This is a genomic window from Salinispora sp. H7-4, from assembly GCF_013416675.1.
GTDB lineage: Bacteria > Actinomycetota > Actinomycetes > Mycobacteriales > Micromonosporaceae > Micromonospora > Micromonospora vitiensis.
The window spans coordinates 409063-425168 of sequence record NZ_JABZED010000007.1; the positions used below are offsets into that span (position 1 = coordinate 409063).

At 70.5% G+C, this 16106-nt stretch carries 13 protein-coding genes; 4 read left to right on the top strand and 9 right to left on the bottom strand.

Annotated elements, in window-relative coordinates; translation table 11 throughout:
• Nucleotides 1–189 precede the first annotated feature (189 nt).
• Together H0524_RS09775 and pruA are read right to left on the bottom strand one after the other, a co-directional pair.
• Entirely contained in the window at nucleotides 190–705 is a 516-nt protein-coding gene (locus tag H0524_RS09775; protein WP_180198337.1) for a PadR family transcriptional regulator, read from the bottom strand.
• 155 nt (nucleotides 706–860) lie between these two features.
• Complete coding sequence (pruA, locus tag H0524_RS09780; protein ID WP_180198338.1) at nucleotides 861–2489, bottom strand: L-glutamate gamma-semialdehyde dehydrogenase; 1629 nt, start codon at nucleotides 2487–2489, stop codon at nucleotides 861–863.
• A 270-nt stretch (nucleotides 2490–2759) separates the two neighbouring features.
• Here pruA and H0524_RS09785 point away from each other — a divergent pair, with 270 nt between their 5' ends.
• Nucleotides 2760–3764 (top strand): hypothetical protein, encoded by a 1005-nt coding sequence (locus H0524_RS09785; protein WP_180198339.1) that lies wholly within the window; start codon nucleotides 2760–2762, stop codon nucleotides 3762–3764.
• A gap of 75 nt (nucleotides 3765–3839) precedes the next feature.
• On the opposite strand, the gene H0524_RS09790 is transcribed toward H0524_RS09785, so the two are convergent.
• Entirely contained in the window at nucleotides 3840–4346 is a 507-nt protein-coding gene (locus H0524_RS09790) for a DUF6912 family protein (protein WP_180198340.1), read from the bottom strand.
• A 215-nt stretch (nucleotides 4347–4561) separates the two neighbouring features.
• Here H0524_RS09790 and H0524_RS09795 point away from each other — a divergent pair, with 215 nt between their 5' ends.
• Both H0524_RS09795 and H0524_RS09800 read left to right on the top strand, forming a co-directional pair.
• Complete coding sequence (locus H0524_RS09795) at nucleotides 4562–4792, top strand: helix-turn-helix domain-containing protein (protein ID WP_180198341.1); 231 nt, start codon at nucleotides 4562–4564, stop codon at nucleotides 4790–4792.
• A 110-nt stretch (nucleotides 4793–4902) separates the two neighbouring features.
• On the top strand, nucleotides 4903–5496 hold the full coding sequence (locus H0524_RS09800; RefSeq protein WP_180198342.1) for an Rv3235 family protein: 594 nt from the start codon (nucleotides 4903–4905) through the stop codon (nucleotides 5494–5496).
• A 43-nt stretch (nucleotides 5497–5539) separates the two neighbouring features.
• Here H0524_RS09800 and secA read toward each other — a convergent pair whose 3' ends face one another.
• Nucleotides 5540–8446 carry a preprotein translocase subunit SecA gene (gene secA / locus H0524_RS09805; RefSeq protein ID WP_180198343.1) on the bottom strand — a complete coding sequence of 969 codons (2907 nt, stop codon included), beginning with the start codon at nucleotides 8444–8446 and terminating at the stop codon, nucleotides 5540–5542.
• Nucleotides 8447–8757: 311 nt separating this feature from the next.
• Here secA and H0524_RS09810 point away from each other — a divergent pair, with 311 nt between their 5' ends.
• Nucleotides 8758–9885, top strand: a complete 1128-nt coding sequence (locus H0524_RS09810; RefSeq protein WP_180198469.1) for a GNAT family N-acetyltransferase — start codon at nucleotides 8758–8760, stop codon at nucleotides 9883–9885.
• Nucleotides 9886–10004: 119 nt separating this feature from the next.
• Here H0524_RS09810 and hpf read toward each other — a convergent pair whose 3' ends face one another.
• The 5 genes from hpf to mtrA all read right to left on the bottom strand — a co-directional run bounded on the left by hpf (nucleotide 10005) and on the right by mtrA (nucleotide 15803).
• A complete protein-coding gene (gene hpf, locus H0524_RS09815; RefSeq protein WP_180198344.1) occupies nucleotides 10005–10631 on the bottom strand; it encodes a ribosome hibernation-promoting factor, HPF/YfiA family in 627 nt (208 codons plus the stop codon).
• Between the two features lie 244 nt (nucleotides 10632–10875).
• A complete protein-coding gene (locus H0524_RS09820) occupies nucleotides 10876–11577 on the bottom strand; it encodes a ComF family protein (protein WP_180198345.1) in 702 nt (233 codons plus the stop codon).
• Nucleotides 11578–11583: 6 nt separating this feature from the next.
• Nucleotides 11584–13353, bottom strand: a complete 1770-nt coding sequence (locus tag H0524_RS09825) for an LpqB family beta-propeller domain-containing protein (protein WP_180198346.1) — start codon at nucleotides 13351–13353, stop codon at nucleotides 11584–11586.
• Nucleotides 13350–15101 (bottom strand): MtrAB system histidine kinase MtrB, encoded by a 1752-nt coding sequence (gene mtrB, locus H0524_RS09830; protein WP_180198347.1) that lies wholly within the window; start codon nucleotides 15099–15101, stop codon nucleotides 13350–13352. Before mtrB ends, H0524_RS09825 begins: the two co-directional genes overlap by 4 nt.
• Nucleotides 15102–15113: 12 nt before the next feature.
• The gene (mtrA, locus tag H0524_RS09835) at nucleotides 15114–15803 is read right to left on the bottom strand and encodes an MtrAB system response regulator MtrA (RefSeq protein ID WP_011904877.1); all 690 of its coding nucleotides are present in this window, start codon (nucleotides 15801–15803) and stop codon (nucleotides 15114–15116) included.
• Between the last annotated feature and the right edge of the window lie 303 nt (nucleotides 15804–16106).

Sequence of the window (16106 nt, forward strand, 5' to 3'; positions counted from 1 at the left end):
CGCGAGTCGGCGCGAGTCGGCGCGAGTCGGCGCGAGTCGGCGCGAGTCGGCGCGAGTCGGCGGGCCCCGCAGCCCACGCCGCAGCCGCCCCGCGGCCGAGGCGGGGGCTGCGTCAGGGCCGGTCAGATCCGGGGCAGGGTCCTCCGGACCTGGGGCTTTGTGCGCCCAGGCATGGGGGCTACCGCCGGGTCAGTTGACCTGGGCGGATTTGAGCCAGGACAGGGCGGCCTTGTGGTACGCGACGGCGAACTCCAAGGCGCTGGCGTCGTATGTGTCGCCTTCCTTCTTCGCATTCTTCACCTGCTCCCGCACCCGGGCCAGGGCCTCCGTGTGGTACTCGTTCGCAGCCGTCTGAAGGTTCTGGAGCTGGCTGGCCGAGTGCAGGTTCCCGAAGGCGAACCGCAGCGCGATCGGGTTTCGAATGGTGTCCCGACCGGGCTCCTCCGTCAGCCATCGGGAGAAGGTCCGTTTACCCGCAGCGGTGATCGCATACGGCTGGCTCATCCGCGGCCCCGGTTTACCGAGCCGCACCAGACCTTTCTCGGCCAGCACGGGCAGCTCTCGGTAGACCTGACTGCGGGTCATTGACCAGTACGGCGCCAACCGGCGCTCGGCGGCGGCCATCAGCTGACCACCTGTCATCGGGCCCTCGTGAAGCAGCCCGAGCAGGGCCGCCGCCGTGGGATTGACTCCGGAATCCGCCATGCCTCTCACGCTGCCACTTTGCAGTCGCGACGTCCAGGATTTCACGTTTTCGCCACCCGTCAGGGCTTCCTATGTGCACTGTCTATCCATATGGAGTGGATGAAAGGACCCCTCCCCCAAGCCGGGCGGTCGACCTGGCGAAGGGGTCCTTCTGGTTAGCGCATGTGGGGATAGGTGTGGTCGGTCGGCGGGACGAAGGTTTCTTTGATCGTGCGGGGTGACATCCATCGGACCAGGTTCTGCCAGGATCCGGCCTTGTCGTTGGTGCCACTGGCACGGGCACCGCCGAACGGCTGCTGACCGACCACCGCACCGGTGGGCTTGTCGTTGATGTAGAAGTTGCCGGCCGCGTACCGCATCCGCTCGGCGACCCGGTCGACCACCTGCCGGTCGGTGGCGAAAATGGCGCCGGTCAACGCGTACGGCGCGATCGACTCGGCCTGAGTGACCACCTCGTCGAAGCGGGCGTCATCGAAGACGTGCACGCCGAGGATCGGGCCGAAGTACTCGGTGGTGAAGGTCTCGTGGGCGGCGTCGGTGCACTCGAAGAGGGTCGGCCGGACGAAGTAGCCGACCGAGTCGTCGGCGGTGCCGCCGGCCACGACCTGGCACGAGTCATCCCCTGAGATCAACTTCAGGGCGGCGGTGTGCCGCGCGTACGCCTTGGCGTCGATGACGGCGCCACCGAAGTTACTGAAGTCGGTGACGTCGCCGTAGGTGAGCGCCTCCGCGGTAGCGGCGAGCCGGTCCCGCAGCCCACCCGCCCACAACGACCGTGGAATGTACGCCCGGGAGGCCGCGGAGCACTTCTGACCCTGGAACTCGTACGCGCCCCGGATCAGCGCGGTGTGCAGCGCGTCCACATCAGCGCTGGGGTGGGCGACCACGAAGTCCTTGCCGCCGGTCTCACCGACCAGGCGCGGGTAGGTCCGGTAGTGGGCGATCTCCTCACCGACGGTTCGCCAGAGCTGCTGGAAGACCTTGGTGGAGCCGGTGAAGTGGATGCCGGCCAGGTCGGGGTCGGTCAGCACCACGTCGGACACCTCCGCGCCCCGCCCGGTGACCATGTTGATCACGCCGGGGGGCAGGCCCGCCGCCTCGAAGAGCCGCATCGTGAAGTGCGCGGCGAACTGCTGGGTGGGGGCCGGCTTCCAGACCACCGTGTTGCCGAGCAGGGCCGGCGCCGAGGGGAGGTTGCCGGCGATCGCGGTGAAGTTGAACGGGGTGATCGCGTAGACGAAGCCCTCGAGCGGACGGTGGTCGAACCGGTTCCAGGTGCCCGACGAGGAGAGGGGCTGTTCGGCGAGGAGCCGGCGAGCGAAGTGGACGTTGAACCGAAGGAAGTCGATGAACTCACAGGCCGCGTCGATCTCCGCCTGGAACGCGGTCTTCGACTGGCCGAGCATCGTGGCGGCGTTGAGCGTGTCCCGCCAGGGCCCGGCGAGCAGGTCAGCGGCGCGCAGGAAGATCGCTGCCCGCTCCGCGAACGGCAACGCCCGCCAGCCGGGCGCCGCGTCCTTGGCGGCCTGCACCGCGGCGCGAGCGTTGTCGTGGGTGGCGTGGGCGGTGACGCCCAGCACGTGCGCGTGTCGGTGGGGCTGCACCACGTCGATCGAGGCACCGCCGGCCATCCGTTGCTCGCCCGCGATGGTCATCGGCAGGTCGATCCGGTCGCTGGCCAGCTCGACCAGCCGCCGTTGCAGCCGGTCCCGGTCGGTGTCCCCCGGCTCGTAGTGGCGTACCGGCTCGTTGTGGGGCTCGGGCACGGAGAAGACGGCGTCCATCACAAGGCTCCTGGGCGTTCGGGGCAGTGGGGGTAGCGGACCCGCGGAGCGTCGGCCGGGTGGCCGGACGCCAGACACCGGGGCCGCAGGGGCCAGACACGGCGGCGGGACCTCGACTGATACTCCCACGTTTGGACCCTTTTCCCCACCACCCAACTCTCCGCGCACCGGCCGACACGGCTCCCGGGCCGACGACGACGGACGCGTACCCTGGTGGGCCGGTGAAGCACCGGCCGCGCCGCCGGCCGACTGCCGGTCGAAGGGACAACGATGACGAAGCAGCCCGGCGACTCCGCCACCACGGAGCCCCCGAACGCGGCGGGCTCGCGCGCGACCGGCACGCCATCGGCGCCGACAAGGGCCGGCCTACCCGCCACCGGCGCGCCGATGCTCGGCCTGCTGGCGCTCGGCTGGCTGACCGCCATGCTCTGGTCGACCCGCGCGGTGATCGACTCGGCGGCGGCCGGATTCACCGTGATCAGCCTCTCCGCCTTCGCCCTACCCGGAGTGATCTCTGCCGCGCTCGTCGCCGGCACCGCCTTCGCGCTGTTCGGAGCGGAGTTGCTCGCCCAGCAGGGTCGAGACCGGGCCACCCTGCGCTTTGTCGTGGCGGTCGCCAGCGGACTGCTGATCGGGCTCGCCGCCGCCTTCGCCATCAACCTGACCTACGCCGACACGGCCACCACCAACGTGATCGCCGGCACCACCGCCGCCGCCGCCATCATCGGCGGGGGCATCGCCGCGGCGCGGACCGCCCCGGTGATCGGCGCGGTGGTGGCCGCCGGTCTCGGCACGCTCCTCTTCGTCGTGGCGTTCAGCTGGGCGCGGGACCCACTCTTCAACCTCTTCGGCGCCGGCGAAACCCAGGAGTCGCTGCTCAACGCCGCGACGTGGGTCTCCCGTACCGAATCCCTGCTCGCCGGCCTGGTGGCGGGGCTGTTGGCCTTCGGCTATCTGACCTGGTCCCGGCGCCGGGCGGCGATGCACCGCAACGATCCGCCCACCCTGCGCTGGCCGGCCTACCTGGTCGCCGGGGCCGGCCCCGGCCTGCTGCTGCTCGTCGCCGAGGTGATCCTGCGCATCGGTGGGCGGCGGCTGCTCGACCTGGCTGGCGCGCTCAGCGAGGCGGACGCCGTGGCACAGACCTCGCTCGGCACCTCACGGGTGGACAACGGGATCTGGGTGCTCTTCGTCGGCGCGCTGACCGCGATGATTGCCTTCGGCCGTACTCTCGGCCCGGCTCCGCTGGACGAGGAGGACCCGGACGGGGCGTAGCCCGCTTCCGACCGGAGGGCGTTCGGAGCCAGCCCGGAGCAGACCGGGTACGGCCGGCCGGGTCGAGCGGCTGGGCTAGCCCAATTCGAGGAGTTGGTCCAGCTCCGTGCTGTCGTACCACTCCAGCTCATGGTCCTCGGCGCCGTCAACGGCGAACTGCGCATCCGGATCACCGCCGAGGGCATCGGTCACCACCCGGGCCGCGGCGGCGACATCCTGGACCGCGTCCACCCCGTCCACGTGGATGGCGGCCACCGCCCCCACCGGTACCGGGCCGGCCAGCTCGACCGTGCTGGACCCCAGGTCCGCGTCACCCGGTCCGACCGTTGCCGCGGGCAGATCGGCCGAGACGACGACCCGGCGGCGTGGCGCCGTCTCGTCGGCCTGCAGGAGTTGGAGCGCGTCCTGGGCCGCTCGGGTGAACGCGACGTACTCCAGCTCCTCCTCGTCCCCCTCGGCGTACCACTCGCGCAGCGCCGGGGTGACCGCGTGTGCGGAGGCCGCGGGAAGCCCGGCGGTCCGCAGCAGGGTCAGCATCGGCACGGTCGCCGGGACATACACCCGGACATGCTCATTGGTCACCGGTTCTCCCTGGTTCAGCTCCACCGGCGGATGCCGGTCTGGGTGCGCCGGTCATGCCGTACGCCGTGACCGTCATACACCCCGGGCTGACTGGACGAAAGCCGGGCTCCCGGAGTGTTGCCGAGCGCACTCGCGGTGGCCCGGTGGACCCCACTGCCTTTGGGGCCCTGCTGGTGGCAAACTAAGGCAAACGCAGCCAACTCAGGGGAGTTTGCGTGGCGGAGCCGAGGTTCCTGCTGCTGTCCGAGGTCGCCACCGAGCTGAACGTGTCGGACTCGCAGGTTTACCACATGGTACGCAGCGGTGAGCTGCCGGCGATCAAGATCGGCGGACGTGGTCAGTGGCGGGTGGAGCGCACGCGGCTGGAGGAGTACATCAACCACAAGTACGCGGAGACCGCCGAGTGGGTTCGTGACAACCCGCTCGTCGAACGGGAGCCGGAGTAACCCCGCCAGCCGTCCCGCATCCACAGGCATTGACCGTTGCCTCTTTCGTCCTCCAGAATCGTGGCTGCCGTAGGCAAACGAAGGCAAACACAAGAATCTGGAGGGCCGGGATGCCTGCTGTCCGCCGCCCCGAGCCGACTCGTCCCCCCGTCCGGCTTCGCCCGGCCCCGTCTATCGACCCGCCCTGCGTCGAGGACGACCCCGCCCACTGGCCGATCGACGGGCAACTCGCCCTCGACCTGTTCCAGCTGGGCCCAGGCCCGCTGCCCCGCTCGCCCGACCAGCGTCGCGGAGTCGGGCCGGGCCCAGCCCGGCCCCGGCGCGCACCGACCCGACTGCCCGCCAGCGCGCTGGCCACCGCCACCCCCGAGGCGACCCGGGTTGCGCATCGGTTCGTCACCACCTGCCTGGAGGTGATCAACGGCTACCGACCCCACAGCCAGCTGCGCCGGCTACTCGACCCAGGCCGGGCGGCCGAGCTGGCGGCCGAGTTGACCCGCGCCACCGCCCGGGCGGGGCCGGCGCGACGCCGCTCCACCCGGCCCGGCACGCGCCTACGTCGGCTGCGGGTATGCCAGCCGCGAGCCGCGGTCATCGAGGCAGCCGCCGTGCTGGCCGGGCCAGCCGGCAGGACCTGGGCGATGGCGATCCGCCTCGAACAGCGTCGCGGCAGCTGGCACTGCACCGCTCTCAACGTTCTGTGAGAAGGTGCGCACACGTTGCGTGCACACCGTCAGCACAGGTCGGTCAGGCGCCGCCGTTGGGCGAGCCGTGGCAGCGCTTGTACTTACGGCCCGAGCCGCACGGACACGGCGCGTTTCGCGACGGACCGTTGCCGCCCTCGGCCTGCCCCGGTGCCGCCCGGCGGGCGGTGCCGGCGGCGACGGCGTGGCCAGGCGCACCGCGGCCCGGCCGTTGCGGGGCGGGCGGCGCGCTCTGCCCGGGGGCGGCCGGAGCGGTCCGGGCCTTCCGCGGCGCCGGCTCGTCGGCCTGCTCCACGGCGACCGAGCCGCGCCCGGCCTCCCCGTCGATGGTCGGCGCGGAGTATTGCAGGCCCTGCTGCTGTGGCGTGCGACCGAGGCCCTTGGCCCGGACCTCGACCGGCTTCTCCAGAAGCTTGACCTCGTCGGCCGCCGGCTCCGGCTCCTGAACCTGCACGTCCAGGTTGTAGAGGAAGCCGACCGTCTCCTCCTTGATGCCGTCCATCATGGTGGCGAACATGTCGAAACCCTCGCGCTGGTACTCCACCACCGGGTCCCGCTGGGCGTAGGCCCGAAGACTGATGCCCTCCTGGAGGTAGTCCATCTCGTAGAGGTGCTCACGCCACTTGCGGTCGATCACCTGGAGCAGGACCATCCGCTCGAGCTGCCGGACCCCCTCCGTGCCGAGCTGCTCCTCGCGGCGGCCGTACGCGGCGTTCGCGTCCTCCTTGAGCCGGCTGAGCAGGAAGTCGACATCGATGCTCGCCCGGCTTCCGCCGGCCTCCTCCTCCAGCTCCTCGATGGTGATGCCCACCGGGTAGAGCTGCTTGAGGCTGGACCAGAGCTGCTCGAAATCCCAGTCCTCGGCGTAGCCCTCGGCGGTGGCGCCGCGGACGTACGCCTCGACGACATCGTCGATCATGTTCCGGACCTGGTCCGACAGGTCCTCGCCGTTGAGCACCCGAAGCCGCTCAGCGTAGATCACCTGCCGCTGCTTGTTCATGACCTCGTCGTACTTGAGGACGTTCTTGCGGATCTCGGCGTTCTGAGACTCGATCTGGGCCTGCGCGGTCTTGATCTGGCGGGTGACCATCTTGGACTCGATGGGCACGTCCTCCGGGATGTTGAAGCGCTCCATGACCGCCTCGACGGCGCCGGAACGGAAACGCTTCATCAACTCGTCCTGCAGCGACAGGTAGAAACGGGACTCACCCGGGTCGCCCTGGCGACCCGATCGACCGCGCAGCTGGTTGTCGATGCGCCGCGACTCGTGCCGCTCAGTGCCCAGCACGTAGAGGCCGCCGGCGGCAGAGACCTCCTCCGCCTCGGCGTCGCAGGCCTGCTTCCAGGTGGGCAGGACCTCCTCCATCGCCTTGGCGTACTCCTCCTCGTGCTCGGCCGGGTCGAGCCCACGCTGGCGCAGCTCGTTGGCGGCGAGGAATTCCGGGTTACCGCCGAGCAGGATGTCGGTGCCGCGGCCGGCCATGTTGGTGGCGACGGTGACCGCGCCCTTCCGCCCCGCCTGGGCCACGATCTCCGCCTCACGCGCGTGGAACTTCGCGTTCAGCACCGAGTGCGGGATGCCGCGACGGCGCAGGAGCTGCGCGAGAATTTCGGAATTCTCCACCGAGACCGTGCCGACGAGCACCGGCTGGCCGGCCTGGTGCCGTTCGACGATGTCTTCGATGACCGCGTTGAACTTGGCCTTCTCGGTCTTGTAGATGACGTCGGAGCGGTCCTCCCGGACCATCGGCCGGTGCGTGGGGATGGTCACCACCCCGACCTGGTAGACCTTGTTGAACTCGCCCGCCTCGGTCTGGGCGGTACCGGTCATCCCGGCGAGCTTCCCGTAGAGACGGAAGTAGTTCTGGAGGGTGATGGTGGCCAGGGTCTGGTTCTCCTGCTTGATCTCCACCCCCTCCTTGGCCTCGATCGCCTGGTGCATGCCCTCGTTGTAGCGGCGCCCGTGCAGGATGCGGCCGGTGAACTCGTCAACGATCAGGACCTCGCCCTCGCTGACGATGTAGTCCTTGTCCCGCTTGAAGAGCTCCTTCGCCTTGATCGCGTTGTTCAGGTAACCGACCAGCGGCGTGTTGACCGACTCGTAGAGGTTGTCGATGCCGAGCCGGTCCTCGACCTTGCCGACTCCCCGCTCGGTCACCGCGACCGTGCGCTTGGCCCGGTCGACCTCGTAGTCGCCCTCACCCTCCTTGCCGACCTGGAGGCGGGCGACCACCGCGGCGAACTCGCCGTACCAGCGGGCGGAGTGTTCGGCCGGGCCGGAAATGATCAGCGGGGTGCGGGCCTCGTCGATCAGGATCGAGTCGACCTCGTCCACGACGGCGAAGTTGTGGCCCCGCTGGACCAGGTCCTCCTTCGACCACGCCATGTTGTCGCGCAGGTAGTCGAAGCCGAACTCGTTGTTGGTGCCGTAGGTGATGTCGCACTCGTAGGCGGCGCGGTGCTCGGCGGCGGGCCGGTTGGGCAGCACGACGCCGACGGTGAGCCCGAGGAACTCGTGCACCCGGCCCATCCAGGCGGCGTCCCGCTCGGCCAGGTAGTCGTTGACGGTGATCACGTGCACGCCGTCGCCGGAGAGCGCGTTGAGGTAGACCGGCATGACCGAGGTGAGGGTCTTCCCCTCACCGGTCTTCATCTCGGCGATGTTGCCGAAGTGCAGCGCCGCGCCACCCATCACCTGGACGTCGTACGGGCGCTGGCCAAGCACCCGGGCGGCGCCCTCGCGACAGACCGCGAACGCCTCGGGCAACAGGTCATCGAGGGTCTCGCCCTCCGCCAGCCGCTCCCGGAACTGCGCGGTCATCTCCCGCAGCTCGTCGTCGGTGAGGTTGACGTAGTCGTCCTCGATGGAGTTGACGGCGGCGGCGATCGCCTTGAGTCGGCGCACCAGGCGCCCCTCGCCCGCACGGAGGACCTTTTCCAGAATCGACACGGATCAACGCTCCCCTAGACAGTCTCGAACCATCGTAGGCGCTCCATCGCGGCGATGGTCACTGGTGGCGGGGTCCGCTCTGCCAAAGCGGACATAACGCACCCGGTCCGAGCGGGCGGGACCAATCCGGTTACGCCGTGGGCGAACAATCCGGCACGATGACCCAGGTGAGACGAATCGAGATCAATGAGCCGGACGGAGACCTCCCCGCGGAGCCGCCGGCCGGGACCGAGACCGGGCCGCGGCGGACCGAGACCGGATCGAGACCGGGGCCGGACCGATCGACACCGCGCCCCGGGCCGGCGGCGGCCATGACACCGGAGACCATCGACGGGCCCGGGATCAGGCTGCGCCTGTCCCGCCTCGAGGACATCCCCGACACCGCAGCCGCCTGCTCCGACCCGCTGGTCCAGCACTTCCTGCCAGCGCTGCCATCGCCGTACACCGAGGCGGACGCCCGGTGGTGGATCACCGAAGGGGCGCCCGCGGCCTGGGCCGGCGGTGGGGCCGCGTACGCCATCACGGACCGCGAAACGGATCGGCTCCTCGGCACGGTCGGGCTGAACGACCCGGCCCCCAGCCGCCAGGAGGCGGCGATCGGTTACTGGGTCGCCCCGTGGGCGCGGGGGCGCGGCGTCGCCACTGCGGCGACCCGGACCCTCGCCGAACGGGCCTTCGCCAGCGGGATTCGCCGGCTGGAACTCCTCACCGTCCCGGAGAACATCGCCAGCCAGCGGGTGGCGCTGGCCGCCGGCTTCCGCCCCGAGGGCGTACGCCGGTTGGCGAGCCGCGGCCGAGACGGCGAATGGGCTGATCTCCTCACCTGGGCGCGGCTCGCCGACGACCCCCCGGGGCCGGCTCCACGGTTGCTGCCGGACCTACCCGACGGCCGGCTCACCGACGGCGTGGTGGAGCTCCGACCGCGCGGCCCGCAGCACGCGGAGGCCATGTACCACCTGCACACCCAGCCCGAGACGGTCGCGGTCATGGTGCCGTCGGAGCCGCCGCGGCGGGCGGACATCGAACGGAACTGCCGGGAGGTGCAGTCCCGCTGGCTGCGGGACCAGGTCGCGAACCTGGTCATCATCGACGCGAGCAGTGGGGTCACCGCCGGCATCTGCCAACTGGTCCTCGACAACCCGCAGTTCCAACAGGGCATGGTCGGCTACGGCCTGCTGCCGGCCTGGCGCGGACTCGGGTACGCGTCCCGGGCGGTCCGACTGCTCGCCGAGTGGGGATTCACCGAGGTCCGGCTCGGCCGGATCTGGGCGGACACCCACGCCGGCAACATCGCCTCGGAGCGGGTGTTGGAACGGGCCGGGTTCCGCCGGGAGGGACGGGTACGCGGGCGCTTCCCCGCCGGGGACGGGCTACGGAGGGACAGCACGCTCTTCGGCCTGCTCCCGGGCGACCTGACCGAGGCGCCCGGAGCACGCTGAGCCCGCTGACCAGCCCCGGCTCCAGGCCGGTCAGCGAAGCGCTGCTCGGCCTGAAGCCCAACCCCGACGGACCGTGTCCGGGGGCCGGCCACCGATGTGCTCGGCCCGTACCTGGGGTGTCAGACGGCCAGGGAGATGATCCCGTAGTCGTAGGCATGCCGCCGATAGACGACGCTGGGCCGGCCGGACTCCTTGTCCTGGAACAGGTAGAAGTCGTGCCCGACCAGCTCCATCTGGAACAGGGCGTCGTCGATGGTCATCGGCTCGGCCGGGTGGATCTTCTCCCGGGCGATGTGCCACGGCTGGTCGTCGCGCTCCTCCTCGGTCCGCTCGGCAACCGCTGTCGACGTGGCAGCGTCGGCGGACAGCGGCCCGGCGACGAGGTCGGTCACCGGCAGTCCGGCGGTGGCGGCGGCGACGGAGATGGGGGCATGCCGGCCGTGGTGGACCCGACGGCGGTCGGCCGCCCGGCGCATCCGGGCGTCCAGCCGGGCGATGGCCGCGTCGAGCGCGCTGTAGAAGTCGCTCGTGCCCGCCTCGGCCCGCATCACCGGGCCCCGCGAAACGCAGGTGATCTCCACCCGCTGACAGTGGTCCGCCTGACGCGGATTGCGCTCATGGAACAGCTCGACATCAACCCGGATGATCTTGTGGTCGTAGCGTTCGATCTTGGCGAGCTTCTCCGCTACGTGCACCCGGAAATGATCTGGAACTTCGACGTTCCGGCCCTTGACCACGATGTCCACGTGACCTCCCTCGTTCGGATGGTCGTTACTGCGGTACCCCGGTCGCGCCCTCGGGACGGTCCCACCCAGCGTCGACCGGTCAGTGCGGCTACGCCTCCCTTCACCGCCGGGAGGTGGGAGAACTCCTACTTCCCCCGACAGCAGAACGCTAACTCCTGTTCGGCCGACCGTCACCCCTGGTTTTCAGGACAGTCCAGTATTTTTCCTGAATCGTTCACCCAGGGGAGAAAGAAATTACGGTCAGTTACCGGCGCCTCCGCTCGGTCGCCGCAAGCACCGCCGCGACCGAAGGCACCCCGCCAGTCGCGGTCAGCACCCGACTCACCGCGGTGAGCGTCGAGCCGGTGGTGACGATGTCGTCCACCACAACCAGCGCCGCACCCGCCGGCATCGGCCGCCACCGGCGCCGGGCCCGAAACGCCACGGCGGCCGATGCCGCCCGGCCCGCGCTGTCCAACGTCACCGAGTCCGGCCGGGGCAGCGCCCGCACCGCGGAACGGACCTCGACCGGCCAGCCGGCCCGCCGCAACCGGTCCGCGCAGTGCCGGGCCAACCGGCTCAGGTGGTCGCCGTACCGGGCCCGCGCCGCAGCCGGGGTGTCCGGCACCGGCACCAACGACACCGGACGCACCGGGCCGACCGCGGCCGCCACCACCTCGGCGAGCAGCGCGCCCAGCGGCCGAGCCAGCCCGTGCCGGCCATGGTCCTTGTACGCGAGCAGCACCTCGCGCAGCGGGCCCGTGTAGGGGCCGAGCGCCACGCAGGGCGGCAGCCCCTCCGGAGCCGGCGTCGGACGTACCGGCCGCGGACGCAGGTCGCCCAGCACCGCGACGCACTCCGGGCAGACACCGTGCCGCAGCCCGGGTCGCCGGTCCCGACATCCGGCGCACTCCACCGGCAGCACCAGTGTGCCGAGATCCTGGACGACTCGACCGAGGCCCCGCATCGCTGATCAGAAAAGCAGGAGGGGCGCGGACGGGTCGCTGGTCTGGGCGTCGTTCGGCGCGAGGTCCCGTACCTGCTCCGGGGTGATCCGCTCGAACGGAAAGCCCTGGTACGCCACATCGTTGGCCTCATACATCACCGTGCGGTACGGGGCCTCCGGATGCACCGGGTACGCCGCCAGGTGCGTCACGATAGCGCCGGTGACATGCAGCTTGGTCTCCCGGGACCCATCCACTCCGACCTCGTAGAGCACTCGTTTGCCGCCCTTCGAACCGGCCACCACCAGGCTGTTCTCGCTGTACCAGTCGACCGCGGTGAGCCCGCCGAGGGAGGTGTGGGTCCGGCGGGGCGGCCCGACGGCGAGGGTGTCCCCATCGTGGCTCACCGCCGCCAGGTAGAGCTCGCCTTCGCTGACGATCGCGAGTCGATGGCCGTCCAGGGCACCGGCCACCGCTGTCACGCCCCCGAGGCTCAGCTGCACCGGCTCCAGCTTGGCCGCCTCGTCAAAGCGGTACAACCGGTCGTCGGCGACGACCAGGCCGACCGGCCGCTGCGGTTGCGCCGAACGCAGCCAGACCGGACGACCCACCGTCCGGAACGTCTCCTGACTCGCGGTGAACGAGGTGAGGGGGGCGGAACCGACCTCGACCGCGAGTCGCTGCCGCCCATCCCCGGCATCAACCGCGAGCGCCGCGAGGGTGCGTTGCCCGGAATAACTGATACCGGCCGAGAGCACCTTGTCGTTCTCGGCCGTCGTCACCGGCGCAGCGGTCGGGCCGAGGGAACGGATCGCCCCCTCGTAGACGCAGAAGGGCTGCGGGATGGTATTGACCTGATACACCGGATTCAGCCTCCGGTGCTCCCCCACATCCTTGATGGTCACCTGCGACTGGTTGCGGATCTTGAGTTCGAGCTGCCCGGTCAGCTCCGGCAGCGACCACACCAGCTGGGTGGCGAGCAGATTCAGCCGGGTACTGTCCGCACCGGCCATGTCCAGGTTGACCTCCCAGCGGTCGTCCGTCCGGGTGGCGTTGTTGATCAGGTTGGTACCGTCCGGCAACCCGCTGATCGCCCGCTTCAGCCAGGCGGAGTGGCCACCGACCAGCCACCGGACCACCTCACTGACCAGCCGGTCCTCGGGCACGGCGAGCGCCAGGTAACGCTGGTCCGGCACCAGGCGCAGCCGATCCGAGCTCCAGAAGTAGATCGTCCAGGGCTTGTAGTAAAACTGCAGCGCCTCGACGCTGAGCAGGAGCACGTTCGGTGGATTCGTCACATACCACTCAACGTCGTCCCCACCCTCCGGCGCGAACGGCCGCAGGCCGAATTCGTACGTGGCCGGGGTGGCCTCCGGTGGCGCCAGCACCCCGTCGGCGGTCAGCTGCCCGACCTGCTGCACCGTCAGGGTGACCTGGATCTCCTCCGGCCCGGGGACGATGACCGGCTCCGCGAGCAGCCGCACCACGGTCAGCGCTACCTCGCTCCCCTCTTTCCGCGGCAACCGGGCTCGGTCCTCGGGAACGACGAACTCGCTAACCCGGTCGTACGCCCCACCCGGCTCCCCGGCCGTGGCGGCGAGGAAGTTGTCGACAAACTCCTCCCGGCTGTCCGCCGCGGTACGAGGCGGCGGCGCGAACCGGCCCCCGCTACTCGTACCCGTCTCGGCCGCCGGGCCGGGGCCCTCGACGCGTACCTCGGTCTCTCCCGGGATCCCGCAACCGCCCGCGGTGACGAGGAGAACGCCACCGAGCAGGCCGGCGAGCACCTGCCGGCTCACGGTCGGGCCTCCGCGCCATCGGTCGGTGCGGGACCGACCGCCAGCGCCCCCGCGCTGCCCGGACCGATGGCGAGCAGGCCGCCCTCGCGTGGGCCGCCACACGGCAGCCGCACGTCGGCGGGAACCAGCCGCAGCGGCGAGGAGGTCAGCCGGTCGCCGGCCCGCGCCGGCAGGGTGAGCCGGAACTGGGCCCCCTGCCCTGGTGCGCCCCACGCCTCCAGCCACCCGCGGTGCAGCCGGGCGTCCTCAAGGCTGATCGACAGGCCCAACCCGGTGCCCCCGGTCTGTCGGGCCCGCGACGGGTCAGCTCGCCAGAACCGGTTGAAAATCAACTTCTCCTCCCCCGGTTTGAGCCCCAACCCACGGTCACGCACCGTGACCGCCACCGCGGTCTCGTCCGCCCCCAGGGTGATGTGCACCGGCTTACCCTCGCCGTGCTCGACGGCGTTGCCGACCAGGTTCCGCAGCACCCGCTCGACACGACGCGGATCGACCTCGGCGATGACCGGGCCTCCCGGCAGATCCAGCTCGACGGTGACCCCGACCCGCTCGGCGAGGCAGGCCAGCCGACCCACCACCCGGTGCACGACCGGTACCAGATCGGTGGGTTCGGCATCCAGCGCGGCGAAGCCGGCATCGAATCGGCTGATCTCCAGCAGGTCGGTCAGCAGTTCCTCGAACCGGTCCAGCTCCGTCTGGAGCAGCTCGGCGCTCCGGGCCACGGCCGGATCGAACTCATCCCGCTCGGCGAAGATCAGGTCTGCGGCCATCCGGACCGTGGTCAACGGCGTCCGCAGCTCGTGCGAGACATCCGAGGTGAAGCGGCGCTGCAGCCGCGACATCTCCTCCAACCGGAGGATCTGCCGTTGCAGGTTGGTCGCCATCTGGTTGAAGGACTCGGCGAGCAGCGCCAGATCGTCCTCGCCGTTGACCGCCATCCGCTGGTCGAGCAGGCCGGCGGAGAGGCGTTGCGCGGTCCGGGCCGCCACCCGGACCGGCAACACCACCAGCCGGGTCACCAGAGCGGCGAGCAGCCCGAGCAGCACCACCAGGGCGATACCGGTCCCGACCACGGTCGCCCGCGCGTCGGCGGCGGTGGCATCCTGCCGGGTTAACGGAACGAGGTAATAGAGCTCTACCTGACCGAACTGGGTCGGTACCGGCGAGCCGTAGGTCAGATACTTCGTATCGGTCTCACCGAGCCGGCCGGTGCTGATCTGACTGGCGACCTCGCCCGCGGCGACAGTGGCGCGCATCTCTGGGCCGATCAACGAGCCGAAGTTGTCCACCGCCGGGGCGGTTCGGGGCTGGATCACCCCCTCGGCATTGTCCGCGATCAGGGCGACCACCACCCCGGTCGCCTGCTGGGGGCCGCCGCCGGCCAGGTAGTTCACCGTCCCGTCAACGGTCTCCTGGAACTGCGCCTCTTCTGGCTTGTGGTAGAGCCCGAGCTGTTTGGCCGCGTACGCCGCACCACTGTTCAGCCGGTCCTGCACATCGGCTTCGGCGTTCTCCAGCAGGATGTTGGTGATCTTGTCTGCGATGAGGTAGGCGAAGCCACCAACCAGCAGGCTGGAGGTGAGGAGCGTAATGGTCACGACCCGCACCTGCAACGAGCGCCGCCAGCCCTGGTGCAGCCCGGCGACCAGCCGAGCGCCCCACCCGCCGACGGCACGCCACAGTTCCCCGGCGCCGAGGCGGCGCGGGGAGCCGTTCGTGGTGGAGTCGGGAACCAGGGAGTTGGCCACAGTGTGGCCAGGTTATCCGGTACCCGCCTTGTAGCCCACGCCGCGCACGGTGAGGATGATTTCCGGGCGCTCCGGATCTGGCTCGATCTTGGCCCGGAGCCGCTGGACGTGCACGTTGACCAGGCGGGTGTCGGCGGCGTGCCGGTACCCCCAGACCTGCTCCAACAGGACCTCCCGGGTGAAGACCTGCCGCGGCTTACGGGCGAGCGCGACCAGTAGGTCGAACTCCAACGGCGTCAGCTTCACCTCCTCGCCGTTCCGGCTGACGGTATGCGCCGGCACGTCGATGGTGATCTGGTTGCCCGGGGGACCAATGGTGAGCAGTTCGGGGGCGGCATCCTCGCCCCGGCGTAGCCGGGCCCGCATCCGGGCCACCAGTTCCTTCGGCTTGAAGGGCTTCACCACGTAGTCGTCCGCCCCGGACTCCAGCCCCAGGACGACATCAACCGTGTCGCTCTTGGCAGTCAGCATGACGATCGGTACACCCGACTCGCCCCGGATCGACCGGGCCACGTCAATGCCGCTCATGCCCGGCAGCATCAGATCGAGCAGTACGATGTCCGGCCGGTTCTCCCGGAACGCGGCCAGCGCACGTTCGCCGTCGGCCACGAACGAAGGCAGGAAGCCCTCGCTGCGCAGGACAATGCCCAGCATCTCGGCGAGGGCGGGGTCATCGTCAACCACCAGTACCCGAGCTCTCATGGGATTAATCTTCCATCCCCATCTCCGTCATGGGATCCACGTCCGCCTCCGTGGCGGGATCCACGTCCGCTGGCACCGATGCCGTCGGCCGCCGTTACCCAGCACCCCGCGGCCCGGACGTCACCGTCGGCCGCACGGTCGGCTGATCGGACCAGCCTGTCACCATGATCCCTGGCAGCGCCCACCGACGCCAGTACCGAACGTGGGATCCGGTGCTCGCCCGGGCTGGCGGCGGGCAGCAGCGGCCGCCCCGGGCTGGCCGGCCCCGCCCAGTTGGGCGGCGCCGGCCAACACACGAGATAG

Coding starts and splice junctions, on each gene's coding strand:
- H0524_RS09775 (WP_180198337.1), bottom strand. CDS start 705: ATGGCGGATTCCGGAGTCAATCCCACGGCGGCGGCCCTGCTCGGGCTG.
- pruA (WP_180198338.1), bottom strand. CDS start 2,489: ATGGACGCCGTCTTCTCCGTGCCCGAGCCCCACAACGAGCCGGTACGC.
- H0524_RS09785 (WP_180198339.1), top strand. CDS start 2,760: ATGACGAAGCAGCCCGGCGACTCCGCCACCACGGAGCCCCCGAACGCG.
- H0524_RS09800 (WP_180198342.1), top strand. CDS start 4,903: ATGCCTGCTGTCCGCCGCCCCGAGCCGACTCGTCCCCCCGTCCGGCTT.
- H0524_RS09810 (WP_180198469.1), top strand. CDS start 8,758: ATGACACCGGAGACCATCGACGGGCCCGGGATCAGGCTGCGCCTGTCC.
- H0524_RS09820 (WP_180198345.1), bottom strand. CDS start 11,577: ATGCGGGGCCTCGGTCGAGTCGTCCAGGATCTCGGCACACTGGTGCTG.
- mtrA (WP_011904877.1), bottom strand. CDS start 15,803: ATGAGAGCTCGGGTACTGGTGGTTGACGATGACCCCGCCCTCGCCGAG.